General features: G+C 67.1%; 17 protein-coding genes and 1 pseudogene. 10 read left to right on the top strand and 8 right to left on the bottom strand.

Going from position 1 to position 19,451, the window contains the following annotated elements; all coding sequences use genetic code 11:
- Positions 1–316: 316 nt before the first annotated feature.
- The gene (locus F5544_RS32805; protein ID WP_238846779.1) at positions 317–1,420 is read left to right on the top strand and encodes a DoxX family protein; all 1,104 of its coding nucleotides are present in this window, start codon (positions 317–319) and stop codon (positions 1,418–1,420) included.
- Here the strand turns inward: F5544_RS32805 and F5544_RS32800 are convergent, their stop codons facing one another.
- From F5544_RS32800 to F5544_RS32790, 3 genes are all read right to left on the bottom strand, one after another.
- A complete protein-coding gene (locus F5544_RS32800) occupies positions 1,421–2,380 on the bottom strand; it encodes an isopenicillin N synthase family dioxygenase (RefSeq protein ID WP_167476766.1) in 960 nt (319 codons plus the stop codon).
- Between the two features lie 26 nt (positions 2,381–2,406).
- Entirely contained in the window at positions 2,407–2,838 is a 432-nt protein-coding gene (locus F5544_RS32795) for a nucleoside deaminase (RefSeq protein WP_167479631.1), read from the bottom strand.
- 70 nt (positions 2,839–2,908) lie between these two features.
- Positions 2,909–3,886, bottom strand: coding sequence for a hypothetical protein (locus F5544_RS32790; protein WP_167476765.1), 978 nt, complete (start codon positions 3,884–3,886; stop codon positions 2,909–2,911).
- Positions 3,887–4,040: 154 nt separating this feature from the next.
- Here F5544_RS32790 and F5544_RS32785 point away from each other — a divergent pair, with 154 nt between their 5' ends.
- From F5544_RS32785 to F5544_RS32755, 7 genes and pseudogenes are all read left to right on the top strand, one after another.
- On the top strand, positions 4,041–5,423 hold the full coding sequence (locus F5544_RS32785; protein WP_167476764.1) for a DoxX family protein: 1,383 nt from the start codon (positions 4,041–4,043) through the stop codon (positions 5,421–5,423).
- 26 nt (positions 5,424–5,449) lie between these two features.
- A complete protein-coding gene (gene cobA / locus F5544_RS32780; protein WP_167476763.1) occupies positions 5,450–6,691 on the top strand; it encodes a uroporphyrinogen-III C-methyltransferase in 1,242 nt (413 codons plus the stop codon).
- 279 nt (positions 6,692–6,970) lie between these two features.
- Positions 6,971–8,419 carry an MFS transporter gene (locus tag F5544_RS32775; protein ID WP_167479630.1) on the top strand — a complete coding sequence of 483 codons (1,449 nt, stop codon included), beginning with the start codon at positions 6,971–6,973 and terminating at the stop codon, positions 8,417–8,419.
- 54 nt (positions 8,420–8,473) lie between these two features.
- Positions 8,474–8,794 carry a WXG100 family type VII secretion target gene (locus F5544_RS32770; protein ID WP_167476762.1) on the top strand — a complete coding sequence of 107 codons (321 nt, stop codon included), beginning with the start codon at positions 8,474–8,476 and terminating at the stop codon, positions 8,792–8,794.
- Positions 8,791–9,030: pseudogene (locus F5544_RS46715) on the top strand (WXG100 family type VII secretion target); the annotation flags it as partial. The gene F5544_RS32770 and the pseudogene F5544_RS46715, both read left to right, overlap by 4 nt.
- A gap of 100 nt (positions 9,031–9,130) precedes the next feature.
- Positions 9,131–10,135, top strand: coding sequence for a hypothetical protein (locus F5544_RS32760; RefSeq protein WP_238847574.1), 1,005 nt, complete (start codon positions 9,131–9,133; stop codon positions 10,133–10,135).
- A gap of 12 nt (positions 10,136–10,147) precedes the next feature.
- Entirely contained in the window at positions 10,148–10,600 is a 453-nt protein-coding gene (locus F5544_RS32755; protein WP_167476759.1) for a hypothetical protein, read from the top strand.
- A 16-nt stretch (positions 10,601–10,616) separates the two neighbouring features.
- On the opposite strand, the gene F5544_RS32750 is transcribed toward F5544_RS32755, so the two are convergent.
- Positions 10,617–11,033: a PPOX class F420-dependent oxidoreductase gene (locus F5544_RS32750; RefSeq protein WP_167476758.1), complete on the bottom strand. Its 417-nt coding sequence runs from the start codon at positions 11,031–11,033 to the stop codon at positions 10,617–10,619.
- Between the two features lie 210 nt (positions 11,034–11,243).
- On the opposite strand from F5544_RS32750, the gene zomB reads away from it, so the two are divergent.
- Positions 11,244–13,091, top strand: coding sequence for a flagellar motor control protein ZomB (gene zomB, locus F5544_RS32745; RefSeq protein ID WP_203217702.1), 1,848 nt, complete (start codon positions 11,244–11,246; stop codon positions 13,089–13,091).
- On the opposite strand, the gene F5544_RS32740 is transcribed toward zomB, so the two are convergent.
- From F5544_RS32740 to F5544_RS32730, 3 genes are all read right to left on the bottom strand, one after another.
- A complete protein-coding gene (locus F5544_RS32740; protein ID WP_167476756.1) occupies positions 13,088–13,870 on the bottom strand; it encodes a DUF1707 SHOCT-like domain-containing protein in 783 nt (260 codons plus the stop codon). The two genes, zomB and F5544_RS32740, sit on opposite strands and share 4 nt — an antisense overlap.
- A gap of 162 nt (positions 13,871–14,032) precedes the next feature.
- A complete protein-coding gene (locus tag F5544_RS32735) occupies positions 14,033–15,400 on the bottom strand; it encodes an aspartate aminotransferase family protein (protein ID WP_167476755.1) in 1,368 nt (455 codons plus the stop codon).
- 18 nt (positions 15,401–15,418) lie between these two features.
- Positions 15,419–16,909, bottom strand: coding sequence for a CoA-acylating methylmalonate-semialdehyde dehydrogenase (locus F5544_RS32730; RefSeq protein ID WP_167476754.1), 1,491 nt, complete (start codon positions 16,907–16,909; stop codon positions 15,419–15,421).
- A 119-nt stretch (positions 16,910–17,028) separates the two neighbouring features.
- On the opposite strand from F5544_RS32730, the gene F5544_RS32725 reads away from it, so the two are divergent.
- On the top strand, positions 17,029–18,636 hold the full coding sequence (locus F5544_RS32725) for a PucR family transcriptional regulator (protein ID WP_167476753.1): 1,608 nt from the start codon (positions 17,029–17,031) through the stop codon (positions 18,634–18,636).
- 63 nt (positions 18,637–18,699) lie between these two features.
- Here F5544_RS32725 and F5544_RS32720 read toward each other — a convergent pair whose 3' ends face one another.
- Entirely contained in the window at positions 18,700–19,374 is a 675-nt protein-coding gene (locus tag F5544_RS32720) for a hypothetical protein (RefSeq protein WP_167476752.1), read from the bottom strand.
- Positions 19,375–19,451: the final 77 nt, after the last annotated feature.

The following is a 19,451-nucleotide window of genomic DNA, read 5'->3' as shown; positions in this document are numbered from 1 at the left end:
GGTCCGGACGCCCTGAATCGAGTACTGTCCCCGAAACGGAACGGGGTCGAGAGCGAGGGCGTCGATGAGCGTGGCCGATATGGCATCCACCGAAGGAACGGATCGGCCACCGTAAGCGGATGTACCGACCGCGCACTGGAATCCGCTGACGCGCATCGCGTTCCGGTTCACCTTCCTGTATTTCGGGCTTTTCTGTCTGATCTATCCCGACCTGGTCTTCGAATTCCTCGGCAGGCTCGGCAAGCTGTTCCCGACCTCGGCGTCGTACACACAGGCCCTGCTGCTGAAACCGGTCATTTCCTGGATCGGTTCGCAGGTGTTCGGCATAGACGTTGTCGCGCACGAGGATTCGATCAGCGGCGACCAGACCTACTTCTGGGTGCTGCTGTTGCTCATACTGAGCGTCGCACTGGTGGGCACGATCGGATGGACGGCGCTGGACCGGCGGCGCGGCGCGTATATCCGCGCGCATACGTGGCTGCTGCTGTTTCTGCGCCTCTGTCTGGCCGGTCAGTTCCTGGCGTATGGGCTGGCCAAGGTGATTCCGACGCAGATGCCGCCACCGCCGCTGGCCCGATTGGTCCAGCCGTACGGTCAGTTCAGCCCGATGGCCGTGCTGTGGAATCAGATCGGGGTCTCGCAGCCGTACGAAATCCTCTTGGGCACCGCCGAATTGACGGCCGGTCTGCTGCTTTTCCTGCCGAGGACCGCGCTGGTCGGCGCCATGCTCGGATTGGTGTGCAGCACCCAGGTTTTCGTCATCGATATGACATACGATGTGTCGGCGAAGATCATCTCCGGACACCTGGTGCTGCTCTGCCTGATTCTGCTCGCGCCGCACGCGCGCAGGCTGTTCGACGTACTGGTGTTGAATCGGACGCCAGGTCCGGCTCCCGCCCGCCCGCCGCTGTCGAGCGCGCGCGGCAACCGGATCGCGGTACTGCTGCAGGCGGCGCTGGGGATTTGGCTGCTCACCTCCGGCATCCTGCTGGGCTTGCAACGGTGGGACAGCGGTCCCGGCGCGCCGGAGCCCGCGCTGTACGGAATCTGGGACGTCACCGAATTCGTCGTCGACGGCACCCCGGCGCCGCCCCTGACGACGGATGAGAACCGTTGGCAGCGAGTCATTTTCGATAAGCAGAACGCGACGATCCAGCGGATGGATTCGAGCGGCGTTCCGGTGCTGGCCGCCGTCGATGCCAACCGCATAGATATGGTGATGTTCCCGCAGCAGCCGGGTGCGGCGCCTACGCCATTGGCGCACTTCACTTTCGAGCGCCCGATGCCCGATCTCCTGCGGCTCGACGGCGAGCTGCGGGGCCACCGGGTGACGATGAGCCTGCGGCGGATTGATCCGAACAGCTTTCCGCTGCGCGCACGCGGATTCCACTGGCGGCAGGAGTATCCCTACTTCCGGTGATCAGCCGATGGTGATCGCGTCCAGTCTGGTGCGCAGGAACTGCGCGGATATCACCGGCGGCAGCCCGCGCACCCGGCCGAGCGGCGGATCCAGCGGGGTGACGACCGCGTCGTGATCCAATTCGTAGAAGTAGATCAGCGACACCAGATCCTCGTCGGGTGCGTGCGCCTGCGGCGGCAGCACCCGGTGCCGTCCGGACAGCCAGCGGTGGCCGCTCCAATAGGCAAGCAGGTCACCGATGTTCACGGTGAGCGCGGCCGGATCGTACGGCGCGTCGGCCCAGCCGCCGGACTCTGTGTAGATCTGCAACCCGCCCGCGCCCGGCTCGCGATCCAGCACGGTGACGGTACCGAAATCGGTGTGCGGGCCGATGCGGAACTGGCCGGGCTCGGGCGCGCCGACCGCCGTGAGCGGCGGATAGTGGTTCACGTTGCAGGTCCAGGTCGGCCGGGCGGCCAGGTCACGAAAAGGGTTGTCGGGCAGGCGAAGTGCGGCCGCACACAGCGCGAGCAGCTCATCCGACAGCGCACGAACGGCCGCCGTGTACGCGGTGAGCAGGTCGCGCAGTTCGGGCACCTCGGCGGGCCAGACGTTGGGCAGGAACCACAGCTCGTCGACACCGCGGTCGCCGGTGGCGGTATCGGCGCCCACGGCGAAGGTCTCCTTCAGATCCGGCGGCGTCGCGGTGCCCTCGGCGTAGCCGTTGGCCTCCTTGCCCGGGCCGATCCAGCCGCGCCCGCCGACGGTGACCGCGTAGCGCTGCTTCACCGCGTCCGGCAGCGCGAAGAATCGGCGGGTGGCGGCGCGGACGGCGGCGGGCAGTTCCGGTGCGATGCCGTGCCCGTACACCAGCAGGAATCCGGCCTGCCGCAGCCCGGCGTCGACGGCGTCCGCCTCGGCGCTGGCGCCGGATCCGCCCGCGCGCCAGCGGTCCAGGTCGATCGAGGCTATCGCATTCATCGAATGCTCCTCTCGCGCAGCGTATTTCAGTCGGAGACGCCGATATCCTCGAACCACAGCGCCGGTTGGTCGGCGATGAACTTGCTCATCAGATCGATACAGCGCCGGTCGTTCAACACGGTGACCCGCACGCCGTGTTCGGCGAGCCAATCGTGACCGCCGTAGAAGGTTTCCGCCTCGCCGACGAGGACGGCGCCGATCCCGAACTGACGCACCAGACCACTGCAGTACCAGCACGGCGAGAGCGTGGTGACCATGATGGTCGAGCGGTAGTCGCGGCGGCGGCCCGCGGCGCGGAAGGCATCGGTTTCGGCGTGCACGCTGGGATCGCCGGACTGCACCCGGCGATTGTGGCCGCGCCCGAGCAGCGTCCCGTCGGCGGCGAACAGCGCCGCGCCGATCGGTATGCCGCCCTCGGCGAGCCCGAGCAGGGCCTCCTCGTAGGCGATATCCAGCAGGCCGGTGTCGTCCATCGGTTCACCATCCTCGTGCCGGCGGCGATTCGAGCTGATCAGACCCTATCGCGGGTCAGCGCACGGTGCTCACCTGGTTGCTCCAGTTCGGTGACGGCGTGAACAGTTCGCCGCCCGGCGCGAAGGCCGCCCGCGCCTGCGCGTCGCCGCCGAGTTCGGCCAGGAACCAAGCCGTCGGGAACCCCAGGTACCCGTACACGCCGGTGGTGCACGGCCTCGAGGCCTGCGCGCAATCGGGTTGTCCCTGTACGTCGTTGTGATTCGGACCGTTCAGCGTCGCCCACACCTTCGGCGACGACGCCGGAATCGATTCGTAATAGGCCTGATTCGATTGCAGTCCGGTCGCCTGCCACGGAATCCCTTGCCACGAAGGCGAGATGACGCCGTCGGCCGACCCGTTCACCAGGAATACCGATCCGGCTCCCAGCGTGCGCGGATCGGCACACCGGATCGGCGACGAGCACCACAGCTGCGCCGGAACCTCCACCGGCACAGCGGTTTTGATGGCGCCGCCCGCATCGCGCAGCGCGTTCAGCACGCCCGCCGCGCCCTGCGAATGCCCCATCGCGCCGACGGCATCGCGGTCGAGCCGGTCGTGCAGCGGGTCGGCCGGATCGTCGGCGGTGCGCAGCAGGAAATCGAGCGAGTCGCGGATCTCGGCCCCGGATCCGGTATTCGTGTTCTCCGTTCCGATGACGACGAATCCCCACGACGCCAAATGCCGCAGCAGGTAGGCATATTGGGTGGGCACCGCATTGGTTCCGTTGCCCCACAAAATGATCGGATGGCGGGAGTCGCCGAGTTCGGCCGGATACCAGATGTCGTATTTCGCGCCGGTCGCATCGCAGCAGCCGAAGCCGATCCGCTCGGTGACGCCGAACGGGCCGGGTTGCAGGTACTTCGCCTCGAGTGGTCCGGTCGGCACATACGGGGGCGGTGCGGCTTGCGCCACATTCGGGCCGATGGCCGTACCGGCGAGCGTCAGCGTGATCGTTACCACCGCGGCCAGTGCCGCACCGCTCCAGCGATTCATTCGCGAAGTATAGAAATGCCGAGTACAGGGCCATGATCCGCCCATGAAGTCCGGGGGAGGGACTATCGGGGCACCATTTTTCCGGGGTTCCCCGATTTCCGGCGGCTCATCTAAGGTCCACGCGATTGCCGGGTGTTTATGAAGGGTGGGAGTCGTGGCGCAGGCCGTGGCCGAGGAGATTCGGGAAGACATGCGGGAGATGCCGGAAATCGCAACGCGGACTTGGCATCCGGTGACGCGGGTGCTGTTCCGGTTCGTATTCGTCTACCTCGGAATCGGTTTGGCCGCGGGATGGTTGGCGATCGCCCTGCTGAAGGCGTTGCACGTACCGCTGCGCACGGTGGCCGACGTGCAGGACTGGTGGCAGTTGCCCGCGCTGACGAACTGGTTCGGCAGCGCGCTGTTCGGCATCGAGAAGATCAACTATGTGGGTACGGGCAGCGGTGACACCCAAGTGTTCTGGGTCTCCGCGTTCACCTGGCTGGTGGTCGCGGCGGTCGTCGCCGCGGTGTGGTCGGTGCTGGACCGGCGCCGGCCCGCCTACCCGCGACTACACGAATGGTTCCGGCTGATACTGCGTTTCGCGCTCGGGCTGGCGCTGGTGCTGTACGGCACGGTGAAGGTGATGCCGTCGCAGATGGTGTTCGAGTTGCAGCGGCTCGTCGAGCCGTTCGGCGATATGAGCCCGATGGGCGCGCTGTGGTCGCAGACCGCCGCCTCGGAACCCTACGAGATCGCTTTGGGCGTAGCGGAATTGGCGGCGGCGGCGCTGCTGTTCCTGCCGTGGACGGTCACCGCGGGCGCGCTGCTCTCCTTCGTCGCGACGCTGCAGATCTTCCTGCTGAACCTGAGCTTCGACGTGCCGGTGAAGCTCTACTCGGGTCAGCTGGTGCTGCTCTCGCTGGTGCTGGTCGCACCCCAAATCGGCCGTATCACAAGGGTTTTGCTCGGCCGCGCGGTGCCCGCGGAGCCGGCGACGCCGCTGTTCACCGGCCGCCTCGGCAAGCGGATCTTCGCGGTGGGTTATACGGTGCTCGCCCTGTTCCTGATCGGTGATCAGGTCTATCAGAGCTGGGATGCCTGGCATCACTACGGCAGCGCCCAGGCGCGGTCGCCGCTGTACGGCATCTGGAATGTCACCGAATTCACCACGGCGGGCCAGGAGATGCCCGCGCTGGTGGACGACAACTCGCCGCCGCACGAGTACGGCGATGCCAGCCTCGGCCCGCAGCGCCTGCGCCGCATCATCTTCGACGCGGCCGACGGGGTGACGGTGCAGCGGATGGACGAATCCCTGGTCTGGTTCCCCGCAACCGTCGACCCCGATAAGCAAACCGTGGTCTTCACCGGTGACGTCACCGGCATCTTCAAGATCGGCACCTTCCGGTACGAGCGGCCCGAGGACGGCAAACTGGTGCTGGACGGGCAGATCTCCGGCCGCCCGGTGCGCATGACGCTCGACCAGGTGGACCTGAACCGCTACCCCCTGGTAGCGCGCGGATTCCACTGGGTTCAGGACGTGCCGTACCGGCGCTGAACAGCGGGACCGTAATCTCGTCAGCTGTGCAGAACACGTCAGATCCCACCACCGGCGACCCCAACTACCTGGTCGGGCTCGATCTCAACGGGCGTCGCGTCGTCGTGGTCGGCGGCGGCACCGTCGCCCAGCGCAGGCTCGGCCTGCTGATCGCATCGGGCGCGGACGTCGAGGTGATCAGCCGCGAGGCGACGCCCGCGGTCGAGGGGATGGCCACCTCCGGTCAACTGACGCTGACGCTGCGCGCCTACGCCGACGGCGACCTCGACGGCGCCTGGTACGCGATCGCCTGCACCGACGAGCCGGACACCAACGCGGCCGTCGTCGCCGAGGCCACCCGCCGCCGCATCTTCTGCGTGCGCGCCGATACCGCCCGGCTCGGCACCGCCGTCACCCCGGCGACGGCCCGGTACGACGGCATGACCCTCGGCGTGCTGGCCGGCGGCCAGCATCGCAGGTCCGCCGCGGTGCGCAACGCGCTGCTGGAGGCGCTGCAATCCGGTGTGGTGAGCGATGATTCGACACCGGTCGCCCCCGGCGTCGCGCTGGTCGGCGGCGGCCCCGGCGATCCGGACCTGATCACCGTGCGCGGCCGCAGACTGCTGGCCAGGGCGAATCTCGTTGTGGCAGACCGGCTCGCGCCGCCGGAACTGCTCGCCGAACTGGGCCCCGACGTCGAGGTGATCGATGCGGCGAAGATCCCCTACGGCCGGGCCATGGCGCAGGAGGCGATCAACACCGCGCTCGTCGAGGGCGCGAAGGCGGGCAAATTCGTGGTGCGGCTCAAGGGCGGCGACCCGTACGTCTTCGGGCGCGGCTACGAGGAGGTCGAGGCGTGCGTCGCGGCCGGTGTCCCGGTGACGGTGGTGCCCGGCATCACCAGCCCCATCGCGGTACCCGCGGCGGCGGGCATCCCGGTGACCCATCGCGGCGTGACCCACGAATTCGTGGTGGTGAGTGGGCATGTCGCGCCGGATCATCCGGATTCGCTCGTCGATTGGCCCGCGTTGGCCCGGCTGCGCGGCACGCTGGTGCTGATGATGGCGGTGGAGCGGATCGAACAGTTCGCCGCCGCGCTGCTCGACGGCGGGCGGCCCGCCGACACGCCGGCCACCGTCATCCAGGAGGGCACGCTGCGCACCCAGCGGGTGTTGCGCGCGGACCTGGCGACCGTCGCCGCGCGGGTGCGCACCGAGGGCATCCGCCCGCCCGCCATCGTGGTGATCGGTCCGACGGCGGGCTTCTCCGCCGATCCGACCGAGCGGTAACCTCTTGGCGATGCACCGGGAAGCGCTGGTCAGCGTGCCGAACCGCGGTTCGGCGCGGGCTGTCGGCGCGGCGTCGCGGCGTCGACCCATGCGCGTCATCAATTACAGTGGCTCTCTGTGTCGACCCGCCCCATCCGCCCGCCCCGCAAGGTGGAGCATTCGCCCCGCACCGTGGAGCATTCGCCCCGCACCGTGGAGAACCTGTCGACGGTTCCCATTCCCGCCGTCGGCTTCGCCGTCCCATCGTTCCGGAAATCGGTTGAGCAGCCGGAGCATCCGATGAAGCAGCGGGCCTTCGGGCTCGCCATTCTGGTGTTGAGCGGGCTGCAGCTGATGGTGGTGCTCGACGGCAGCGTCGTCATCCTGGCGCTGCCCCGACTACAGGCGGAAATGGGTCTGTCCAGCTCCGGAAGCGCCTGGATGGTCACCGCGTACGGTCTGACCTTCGCCGGGTTGCTGCTGCTCGGCGGCAGGCTCGGGGATGCGTTCGGCCGCAAGCGAATGCTGATCCTCGGCGTCACCCTCTTCACCTTCGCCTCGCTGGCTTGCGGTTTGGCGCAGAACGAGGCGATGCTCATCGGCGCGCGTGCGGTGCAGGGCACCGGCGCCGCAATCGCCGCGCCGACCGCGATGGCGTTGGTGGTCAGCACATTCGCGCCGGGGCCCGCGCGCAACCAGGCCATCGCGATCTTCGGTTCGATGGCGGGTATCGGATCGGTGGGCGGGCTGGTGATCGGCGGTGCGCTCACCGAGGTGGACTGGCGCTGGATCTTCTGGATCAATGTGCCGATCGGCGCGCTGATCATCCTCGGCGCGATCTTCAAACTCAGGGATACGGCCCACCATCGGGTTTCGCTCGACGTGACCGGTGCGGTGCTCGGCACCCTCGCCTGCGCGGCGATCGTCTTCGGCGCCACCGAGGGACCGGAACTGGGCTGGCGCAGCCCCGTCATCATCGGTTCGCTGGTCGGCGGGTTGGTGCTGTTGATCGTCTTCGTGATCGCCGAGCGGTACGTCGACAGTCCACTGCTGCCGTGGTCGCTGTTCGACAACCGGGACCGGGTCGCGACCTTCATCGCGCTGTTCCTCGGATCCGGGGTGCTCGGTGCGATGACCTACTTCGTCGCGCTGTTCCTGCAGAACGTCATCGGGTACACCCCGATGGTGGCGGGTCTGGCCTGTCTGCCGTTCACCATCGGCGCCGGGATCGGCACCGGCGTCGCGACCAAGGCGGCGCTGTGGATTCAACCGCGCTGGATTCTGGCGTCGGCCGCCGCGATCATCACCGGCGGCTTGCTGTTCGGTTCGACGCTGGACGGCAGCGTGCGGTATCCGACCCTGCTGGTGCTGTTGGTCGCCATCGGATTCGGCATCGGTTTCGTCATCGTGATCGGGCCGCTGTGCCTGCTCGTCGGGGTGCCGGTCTCGGAGGTCGGCCCGCTCTCGGCGGTGGGGCAGATGCTGTTGAATCTGGGTACCCCGCTGGCCATCGGCATCCTCACGCCTGTCGCCGCATCGCGCACGCTCTCACTCGGCGGCCATACGGACCGCAAGGTGAGCGAACTGGACCCCACCGAACTCGCCGCACTCGGCGACGGCTACACCCTGGTCCTGCTGTTCTGCGCGATGGCGGCGATCATCCTCGGCTTCATCGTGCTCACCCTGCGCTACACCCCCGACCAACTGGCCGAGGCGCATCACGCCCAGGAGGAGGCCCAGCAGGGCTGACAAGGGCTGATTGTTGTCATCCCCGATCGCTCGTCGCGGCGATAGCGTCGATTCATGGCTGGCACAGGGGGTGAACGCGAGGTCTTCGTCGTTCCGGACGAGGTGCTCGCGTACGGCCGCAAGGTATTCGGCATCGCCGAAACATTGCGTACCGCACTGGATTCGGCGGCGGGCGCGGTGGGCGAGATGCTGTCGGACGGCTGGACCGGTGACGCGGCAAACGAATTCGCCACCGGTTGGCGCGAAACTCGCGAGGGCGGCGAGCATATGGTGCACGCGTTGCGGAGCATCGCCGAGAAGTTGGGTGTGAGCGCCGACAACTATCGCGGCGATGACCACGGCAACGCGATGCCGTTCACAGAGTTGCGGCTATGAGCTCGAAATTCAAGGTCGACCTCGACCAGTTGGACGATATCGTCGCCCGCCTGAAGGGATTGTCCGAATTCGTGCACGAGCACGTCGACCAGCTCGAGGGCGAGGTGAACAAGCTGCCGGGCATCTGGCGCGGTATCGGCGCCGGCGCATACGCCGGCGCACATCGCGAATGGGCCACCGGGGCAAGGGAATTCGCCGAAGGTGTGGCCGATATGAGCAAGGCCGCCCGTGACCAGCACGGACGATACGGCACGGCGATCGAGACCAACCGGCGGATGCTAATCCAAACCGGCGCCGCAGCGGCCGACGGTATCCGAAACCCTCTACGACTCCGACATGGCGGCACCGCCTACGGCAAAAGGCAATCACGGCAACGGTATCGATTCCAATATCAACGAACTCGTCACGCGGGTTGTCGCGGACTTCGGAAAGTTGCCGAACGGGGATATGGGCCGATTATCGAGTGGCAGCAACGCGTGGAAGACGTTCGCCGCTCATCCGACGATCACCGGCGCCAGCGGCCGCATCGACGCCATCACCGCCATCTTCGAGCGCGGCGGCGATCCCAATCATCGGCAGATCGTCGACCATTTGCACACATTGCGCACCGGTAGTGATCGGGTCGCACAGGCCGCCACCGCCATTTCCACACCGGTTGCCGACTACCATTCCTCGCTCGGCGAGATGCGCGGCGGTATCAAGTCGGCGATCGAGACCGCGGAGATAGTGATCGGGGCCAGTGTGGTCGTCGGGCTCGCCCTGACCGTCGTCACCTTCGGCGGCAGCGACGCGGCGGCCGCCGGAACAGTTGCGGCGGCAATTGCCAACTGCCTGAATGCGATTCGCACAGTATGGAATACCTGCCGGTTCATCCGTATCGTCGCGGCCGTAGCCGCGGTCGGTGCGGGCGCGGCGGCGGTGGCAACGGTGTTCAACAATGTTCCCGAGCTGCGCAATTTCACGACGACATCGCTCGCTGCCATCGCGGCGTTGGCGATCGCGATCGCCGACGCGGGCGACGACAAGGAACGGACATCGGGACCGTCCAAGGAGGAGGTCAAGAGCGCCGAGGAACACGCGAACGATCCGGATGATGTCCTCGATACCGGATTCCCGATCGACGAACTCGCGCAGTTGACCCACCAGCACACCGGAGCGGGCGAGGTCTACGACGACCGGCCCTCCGAACAGGAAATCGAGGACGCCCTGCGCCATGCCAAACCCGAGCAGCTGAAGAATGATGACGGAACTTGGCAGAATTCCTGGAAATACGAATACAACGGGATCCGCGTTATCGTGAATCGAGGTAATCCGTTGCGCAGCACCTCATACCGGATGTAAAGGGTGGTCGTGATGCCGTCGTCGAACGACGAACTGCTGGGCTCTTTCAGCGAGGAGGAGCGACGCGAACTGGCTTCCGTCACCTACCGATACCGCCCCGGTTCGGAGATATCGCTCGATCGCCTGCTGGCCGCGTGGGCACAGAAGGTGTCGAAGCTGGATGCGGACCGCGATCTGCCCGCCGACGCCCCACAGGCGTGGGGTGCGCACGATGTCGTCGGGACATTGCGTACGCGCGATCGAATAGCCGCGGTGGTCGACTCCGCGCCCGAACCATTGCGGCAGGCGGTCGAGCGGTGGTTGGTGCGATGGGACGACCTGTATCGCTCGTTCACCGTCGAGGATCCGCGCCGGCGGCTCATCCGGCTCGCCGATCTGCCCGAGACGCTGGACGGTTGGTGGTGGCGGCGGGCTCCGGTCAGTGGTCCCGCCGCAGCCGAACTCGACGCGTTCAGCGCACCGTAGCCGAACGGCTGCCGGGCTAGAGCCGACCGGTGACCTTGCGTGGGGTGACGCGCACGATGATCCGGTCGGAATCGTCCACCGAGGCCGGATTGAATTCGAGGTACGGCTTGCCGGTGTACTTCAGCGAAAGCTTGTTCGGCAGTGTCTTCTCCGGGTCCGGGGTGATGGTGACCGTGCCCCGGATCTCGGCATAGGCGTAGGGGTTGTCCGGCGGGGCGATCATCACCGTGACCCGCGGGTCGCGCGCGATGTTCTTGGCCTGCTGACGCGTGACGGTGGTGGAGTACACCAGCTCGTCGCCGTCGCGTTCCAGCCAGATGACGGTGAGATGCGGGTGCCCGTCCGGCCCGATGGTCGCGGCGGTCGCGAACACGTTGTTCTCGTCCAGATACTTCTTCAGCTCATCGGATAGCACGGCTGTGGTGGTGGTCATCCTCCACGGAACAAACTCCGGCCGGATCCGATTCCCGATCCGGTGAATCCGGCCCCGAAGATTGTGGGGTGTGGTCGCACCGGCGCCGCGCGGTATGGTTCGCCCGTACCAGAATGATCGGGAGAACCCATGAGTTACCTTTGCGGGCGGCCGGATGGCGCTCGGCGTATCCTTCGGCTTCCGGCTGGTGTTCGGCCCGCTTAGGTGACACTGACAATCTCGCCCGAAATTGTTGCGGTAAACGAACTTTCGGGTGTATCGAAGAGATCGCGCATAACCTTCGTCAGCGGAATCGTAATCACCGCGGCCCTTTTCGCGATCGGCGGCTGGGCACGGCGCTGGATCGCCGATGACGGTCTGACCGTGCTACGGACGGTGCGAAACCTGTTGGCGGGCAATGGGCCGGTCTTCAATGCCGGTGAGCGCGTCGAGGTCAACACCAGCACGGCCTGGACCTACCTCATCTGGTTCTTCGGCTGGCTGACCGGGGCGCGACTGGAGTACGTCGCGCTCGGCGTCGCGCTGACGCTGTCGGTGACGGCCATTGTCTTCGCGATGCTGGGCGCGGCCCGGTTGTGGGGTGTCGGCGGGGCCCAATTGCTGTTGCCCGCAGGCGCTCTCGTCTATATCGCGGTGCCGCCGGCCCGCGACTACGCCACATCGGGGCTGGAATCCGGCCTGGTCATCTGCTGGCTTGCGGTGCTGTGGTGGTTGCTGATCCGCTGGAGTAGGACCGAAAAGGCGGGCACGGCAGGTGTTTTCGGTTTGTCCTTCGTCGCGGGTCTGGCGCCGCTGATCCGGCCGGAGCTGACAGTGGTCGGCGCGCTCGCGCTGCTCATGATCTGTTGCGCGCCGCCCACGGGGATCCGGTTGCGGGCGTGGCCGTTCCGAGCGTTGATCGTTGTGGTGGCGGGCCTGGCGCCGGTCGCGTATCAGATCTGGCGCATGGGCTACTACGGTCTGCCGTATCCGAATACGGCCGTCGCCAAGGATGCGGCCGGTGCGAAATGGCGGCAGGGGTTCGGCTACCTGTGGAATCTGGTCGGGCCGTACTGGCTTTGGGTTCCGCTCGTCGTACTGGGTGTCGCGGCGATCGTCGCGGTGCGGTCCGCCGGATTCGATCGGAAACCGGCTCGGGTCGGCGGGTGGCTCCGGACTCCGGCCGCGGTGGTCGCCCTCATGGTCGGTAGCGGTGTTCTGTTGACCGGCTACGAGATTCGCGTCGGCGGAGATTTCATGCACGGCCGAACGCTGCTGCCGCCGCTGTTCTGCCTGCTGCTGCCCGTCATGATGCTGCCGCTGAAACCTTCTGCCGCCCAGGCGGATTCGCGTCGAACCCGGCTGATAATGTCGGCGGCCCTGGTCGCGACCGCCGGGTGGGCGCTGTTCGCGGCCGATACGACCGCGATCGAGACCGGCAGCAGGATCAGTTCCGCCGGTATAGCGGACGAGCGACTCTATTACATCCAGAACACCGGCCGCGCGCACCCGATTCGCGCCGAGGATTACCTCGACTATCCGCGGATGCGCGCCATGGTCCGCGATATCGCCGCGAGCCCGAACGGCGGCCTGCTGATCAACTCGCCGACCTTCACGAACTGGCATATCGTCCCGCCACCGCGGCCGGTCCCGGACGGTGGCGCCGGACACACCGTGTTCTACGTGAACCTCGGCATGATCGGGATGAATATGCCGCTCGACGTTCGCGTCATCGATCCGGTGGGTCTGGCGTATCCGCTTGCCGCACATACGTTTCGATTCCCGGATGCCCGCATCGGCCACGACAAGAATCTGGATTCGGACTGGGCGGTCGTCGATGCGGGCATGGTGGACCGGCATCCGTGGATGCCGTGGTTCCTGGACGAGGGCTGGGTGACTCGGATCCGAACCGCCATGACCTGCCCGCAAACCCGCGACCTGCTGGACGCGACCCGCGCCCCGCTGACCCCGGACCGATTCCGGCGCAACATCCAGAAGTCGCTGGAATACGCCAGGTACCGCATCGATCGCGTGCCGGAGAACGAGATCGAGCGCTGCCGTGTGCCCGGCCATAACTAGCGTTTCGGCGTCCCATCCAGGCCGAAATCGATGGCGCCTGCCTTGCCGTGCACGTTCGTCGCGCGGATGGTCACCGTCCCGCCGCCCGCTCCCGAAACCTCGAACCACACGGCGTTCGGGTCGGCGATGTCGAGCGTTTTCGGCGCCTGCGCCAGCAGTTCGACGATCTTGGGCAGATCGATTCGCGAGATGTCGACTTCGGGACCGTCCACGGCTCCGACACCGCGGATGGTCAGCCCGAAATGGCCACCGGCGTAGGCGTATTCACTCGCGATATGGATCCGACTCCGGGCCGCGGACACCGACAGATCGGCTTTATCCGGCAATACGACCAGGCGTGTGACGATGGTGTGGCCGAATTCGCCACGCGCAGCGGCAATCAGCGCAGTAAGCCCGTCGACCGTATCCAGACGCGGCGTCGATGCGTGGACCGGAAACTCGATGCGCGCATCGATTCCCACCGGACCCGCGGGTGGGCTCGGCCGCGAATCCCGGCCCGCCATAAAGCCGATCACAACGCTCGACACCACCACCAGTCCGGCGGCCACCGTTGCCAGCACGGCTCGCCGCATACCGCGCCGAGGCGGCGGTGTCTGCTCCGGTACCCGCAGATCGGCGACCAGCGCCGCCAAATCGCCGACCGTGGCCGCCGAGATGGCTTGCCGAACCCGCGTTTCGTGCTCGTTGATATCGAGTTGCCCTGCGGCATAAGCCTTGTCGAGCACCGCACACGTATCGGCCCGATCGTCATCACCGGCCCTGAGACGAGGATCTGCCATGATGGCCCCCAGCAGAACGCCGGTCGAGTAGTGTCCAACGGCTTCGCCCGGCACCGATGCCGTCGGCCTCAACACTATTCCCGCGCCGCAACACCCGACAGCCACTGTGCTCGAGACCACGACGGGCCGGTGTGCCCGCGCCCGGCGATCACGAACCGTCGCTCAGACGGTGTGCCGGTCGGCGATGGTCAGGGCCTGGTCGAGGATGGCCAGACCCTCCTTGACCTCGGCTTCGTCGATGGTGCATGGGGGTACTACGTGGATTCGATTGAAGTTGACGAACAGGAGGAGGCCCGCTTGGCGGGCGGCGGCCGTGACCTCGGTCATGGCTGGGCTGGTGCCGCCGTACGGGGCGAGGGGTTCGCGAGTTGACTTGTCGCGCACCAGTTCCAGGGCCCAGAAGACGCCGAGGCCGCGGACCTCGCCGATGCTCGGGTGGCGGTCGGCGAGTTCGCGTAGGCCGGGGCCGAGGACGCGGGCGCCGATATCGGCGGCGTTCTCCACGATGCGCTCGTCGCGCATGGCGGTGATGGTGGCGACGGCGGCGGCCGTGGCCAGCGGATGGCCGGAGTAGGTGAGGCCGCCCGGGTAGGGGCGCTCGTCGAAGGTGGCGGCGATGGCCGGGCCGATCGCGACACCGCCGAGCGGTACGTAGCCGGAGTTCACTCCCTTGGCGAAGGTGAGCAGATCCGGGACGACGCCATCGGCGTGCTCGATGGCGAACCACTTTCCGGTGCGGCCGAATCCGGCCATCACCTCGTCGGCGATGAAGACGATGCCGAACCGGTCGCACAGTTCGCGCACGCCGGCGAGATATCCCGGTGGGGGCACCATGATTCCGGCCGTGCCGGGCACCGATTCCAGCACGATCGCCGCGATGGTCGACGGCCCCTCGAACAGGATGGTCTGTTCGAGGTGCGCCAAAGCCCTTGCGGTTTCCTCGGTTTCGTCGGTGGCGTGGAATTGCGAGCGGTACAGGAACGGTCCGAAGAAGTGCACGGCGCCGCTGTTGCCGTGATCGTTCGGCCAGCGCCGCGGATCACCGGTCAGGTTGATCGCGGTGTCGGTGCCGCCGTGGTACGAGCGGTACCTGGTGAGCACCTTGTACCGGCCGGTGTGCAGCCGCGCCATTCGCACCGCGTGCTCCACCGCGTCGGCCCCGCCGTTGGTGAAGAAGATCCGGTTCAGCTCGCCCGGCGTGCGCTCGGCGATGAGCCGGGCCGCCTCGGAGCGCGCGCCGTTGGCGTGCTGCGGGGCGACCGTGCACAGCTTCGCCGCCTGCTCCTGAACGGCCGCAACCACTTTCGGATGCTGGTGGCCGATATTGGTATTCACCATCTGCGAGGAGAAATCCAGCAGGCGGTTCCCGTCCCCGTCCCACACGTAGCAGCCCTGCGCTGCGGTGATGGTCATGGGGGTCAGCCGCTGCTGCGCCGACCACGAGTGGAATACGTGCAGGCGGTCCAGCTCGTAGGCGCGGGCCGCCTCCTGCCTGGCCTGCTCCTGCGTCAGACCGTTCGGGAGCGTCATAACGAAATCCTTTGTCTGCTATTTGTTCTGCGGGAAGCCCAGTTCCAAACCTCCGTGGCTGGGATCGAGCCAGCGGCTGGTGACCGCCTTGGCCCGGGTGAAGAAGTGCACACCTTCGATGCCGTGTGCGTGCGTATCGCCGAAGAGGGAGTTCTTCCACCCGCCGAAGCTGTAGTAGGCCATCGGAACCGGGATCGGCACGTTGATGCCGACCATGCCGACCTCGACCTCGTTGTGGAAGCGCCGGGCCGCGCCGCCGTCGTTGGTGAAGATAGCGGTGCCGTTGCCGTAGGGGTTGGCGTTGATCATAGTCAGCGCGTCGTCATAGCTGTCAACTCGCACCACCGAGAGTACCGGGCCGAAGATTTCGTCGGTGTACACGCTCATCTGCGTGCCGACGTTGTCGAGAATCGTTGGGCCGAGCCAGAATCCGTCCTTCGCGCCATCGGCTTCGATACCGCGCCCGTCGAGTACCACGGTGGCGCCCTCGGATTCGCCCGCCGCCACGTACGCGGCGACCTTGTCGCGATGCGCCTGGGTTACCAACGGGCCCATATCGGTGCCGCGGGTGCCGTCGCCGGTCTTGACGGTAAGCGCGCGCTCCTTGATCTTCGCGACCAGTTCGTCGCCGATCGAGCCGACCGCGACCACCACGCTGATCGCCATGCAGCGCTCGCCCGCCGAACCGAAGCCCGCGTTCACCGCGGCGTCGGCGGCCAGGTCCAGGTCCGCGTCGGGCAGCACGACCATGTGGTTCTTCGCGCCGCCGAGCGCCTGCACCCGCTTGCCCGCCGCGGTGCCGCGCTGGTAGACGTACTTCGCGATCGGGGTCGAGCCGACGAACGACACGGCCTTGACGCCCGGATTGTCCAGCAGTTCGTCCACCGCGACCTTGTCGCCCTGCACCACGTTGAATACGCCGGCGGGCAGCCCGGCCTCGTGCCACAGCTCGGCAAGCCACAGCGAGGCCGACGGATCCTTCTCGCTCGGCTTGAGCACCACGGTATTGCCCGCGGCGATGGCGAGCGGGAAGAACCACATCGGCACCATGGCCGGGAAATTGAACGGCGAGATGATCGCGACCGGGCCGAGCGGCTGGCGGATATTGAAGATGTCCACCTTGGTCGAGGCGTTCTCGGTGAAGCTGCCCTTCACCAGATGCGGTATGCCGCAGGCGAATTCGACCACCTCGAGGCCGCGGGTCACCTCGCCGAGCGCATCGTTGAGTACCTTGCCGTGCTCGGCGGTGATGAGCGCGGCCAGCTCCTCCTTGCGGGCGTTGAGCAGCTCGCGGAAACGGAACAGGATTTGGGTGCGCCGGGCCAGCGAGGTGTCGCGCCATTCCGGAAAGGCCGCGGCGGCCGACGCGATCGCGGCCCGCACATCCTCGGCGGTGGCCAGTCGCAGCTGCCCGGTGACCACGCCGGTGGCCGGATTCGTCACCGGCAGCGTGCCCTCACCCGCGCCCGCGAACGCCTTGCCGTCGATCCAATGCGCGATTGTCTGCATATCTCCTCGATTCGCTTCGTCGGCAGGTGCCGCCACCGACCTCGACTCTTCCGCATCGAGCATGCTCGGAGCATCGACGATTTGTATGCGATTTCGAGTTTCGTATTACGATTCGTCGGGTGGTGCCCTCCGTTGCCGACGTGTTGGCGATGCCGGTGGTGCGCGCCGCGCGGCCCGAGGTGGTCGGCGGCGGCGCGCTGGACCGTCCGGTGCGCTGGGTGCACGTCATCGATCTGCCCGCGGTGGCCGAGCTGCTGGTGGGCGGCGAACTCGTGCTCACCACCGGCCAGGCGCTCGCGCACGGTGACGCCGCCACCGTCGACTATCTGAACGCTCTTGCGGCGGCGGATGTTTCGGGGCTGGTCGTCGAACTGGGTTCGTTCGTCCCGGAATTGCCGCCCATTGTCGCGAAAACCGCCGACGCGCTCGGACTTCCGGTCATCGCGCTGCACCGGGTGACCCGCTTCGTCGAGATCACCGAGGCGGTGCACCGGATGATCGTCGCCGACCAGTACGCGGAGCTGGAATTCGCCCGCACCGTACACGAGACCTTCACCGAACTCAGCGTGCGCCGGGCCTCGCTGAGCGAAATCGTGAAGACGGCGGCGGGCATGCTCGACGCGCCGGTCGTATTGGAGGATCTGGCGCACCGGGTGCTCGCGCTGACCGTCAAACACACCACCGCCTCGGCCGTCCTGGACAACTGGGAGACCACCTCGCGCTTGTTGCCCGATACCGCCGACGACGTGGTCGCGGTCGGCCCGCACACCCAGCCGTGGGGCAGGCTGATCCTGCGCTCGCATCGGGTGCCGACACCGCGCGCCAGGATGGTGCTGGAACGAGCCGCGCAGACGCTCACCCTGCACCGGATGATCGACCGGGACCGGTTCGGCCTGCATCGCCGGGCCCAGACCGGCCTGATCGACGATATGGTCAACGGCCGGGTGCTCGACGAACGCGAGGCACAGGCCAGGGCCGCCGCGCTCGGCCTCGCCCGCCGCGCCGCCTATGTACCGCTCGCGATACACGTTGCGGCCCTTGCCGAATCGGATCCGGTGGCCGCGCAGCGGCGCAGCGCGGGCATCCTGGACGCGGTGACGCACGGGCTCGGACTGGCCAAGGCGACGGCGCTGATCGCGGCCGAACACGGCGACCGGGTGAGCATGATCCTCGCCGTCGCGCGCGGCCCCGAACCGGATGCGCAGCTGCGGGGCGTGTGCAATGCCATCACCGGCGAGGCGCGCCGCGTCGACGGGGTGCACCGGGTGGTGATAGGCGTTGGGGCGGAATCGGATTCGCTACTCGACACCGCACGTGAGCTCGCGCACGCCGCGCACGTCGCGGAGGTGGCGCTCTCCATGGCCGCGAACCGGCCGTTCTACCGCAGCGGCGATGTGCGGCTGCGCGGGCTGCTCTCGCTGATCCGCAACGAACCGGGCGTGCAGCGGTTCGCCGAAACCGAGCTGAGCGCGCTGCTGCGCTATGACATCCGGCATTCGGCCGACCTGACGCGCACGCTGCGCCAATTCCTGGATCTGGCGGGCAATAAGACCGAACTCGCGCGCCGGCTGAACATCAGCAGGCCGACGCTGTACGACCGGCTCGCCCGCATCGAACGCATCCTCGATGTCGACCTGGAGGACGGCGAGTCGCGCACCTCGCTGCACGCGGCGCTGCTCATCCGCGATCTGATCGCGACCACGCCGACGGTCGCCGACAGACTGTAGGACTCGCGTGATCGGCTGCGGGCCTGCCCTTTTCATCCATTGAAAGGGCAGGCCCGCAAACGTCTACGGCAGCAGCTGGAAGATGGCGGTCACCGGCGGGCGCACCGCCTGCTCGACCGGCGGCGGGAGCTGGCGCAGGAACTGTTCGACCGGCTCGGGCAGCGGCTTGGGCGGCGCGGGCGCCGGGCGCGGATCGCCGTTGCGGTCGAGGCCGTTGCGGTCGAAGCCGGCGCGATCGAATCCGTTGCGGTCGAAGCCCTTTCGGTCGTAGCCCCACCGGTTGTACCCGGCGCTGTTGAAGCCGTACCGGTCGTAACCGTCCTTGTCATAGCCGCGGCGGTCGTAACCGTTCTTGTCGTAGCCCGACTTGTAGCCGGACCTGTCGTAACCGTCCTTGTCATTTCCGAATCTGTCGAACCCATTCTTGTCATAGCCGGAACGGTTGAAACCGGATTGGTTATAACCCGATTTGTTGTAGCCGTCCTTGTCATAACCCTGCCGGTCGTAGCCGGATCGGTCGTAGCCGGATTTGTTGTAACCGTTCCGGTCGTAGCCCCAACGGTCGTATCCGCCTTTGTCGTACTCATCCGCGACAAGACGTCGCTGCTCGCTGACGCCGGGATCGTTTGCCGCTAGGGCCGGTCCGGCCGTCGCGACGACGGCGGGTCCGACCAGGGCCGCCGCCGCCATCGAGGCCGCGGTAATTCGCAATGCGGTTTTTCGGGAAACATTGTGCATGGCAGGCAAATCGCACCTTTGTGATCTGTCGCGCTCACACTTTGCGGCGCCGGAATCGAGGAAAGCAATCGAGACTG

Source organism: Nocardia arthritidis, from assembly GCF_011801145.1.
Taxonomy (GTDB): domain Bacteria; phylum Actinomycetota; class Actinomycetes; order Mycobacteriales; family Mycobacteriaceae; genus Nocardia; species Nocardia arthritidis_A.
Note: the sequence above shows the minus strand (reverse complement) of the source record. Positions and strands in the feature narration are given on the sequence as shown.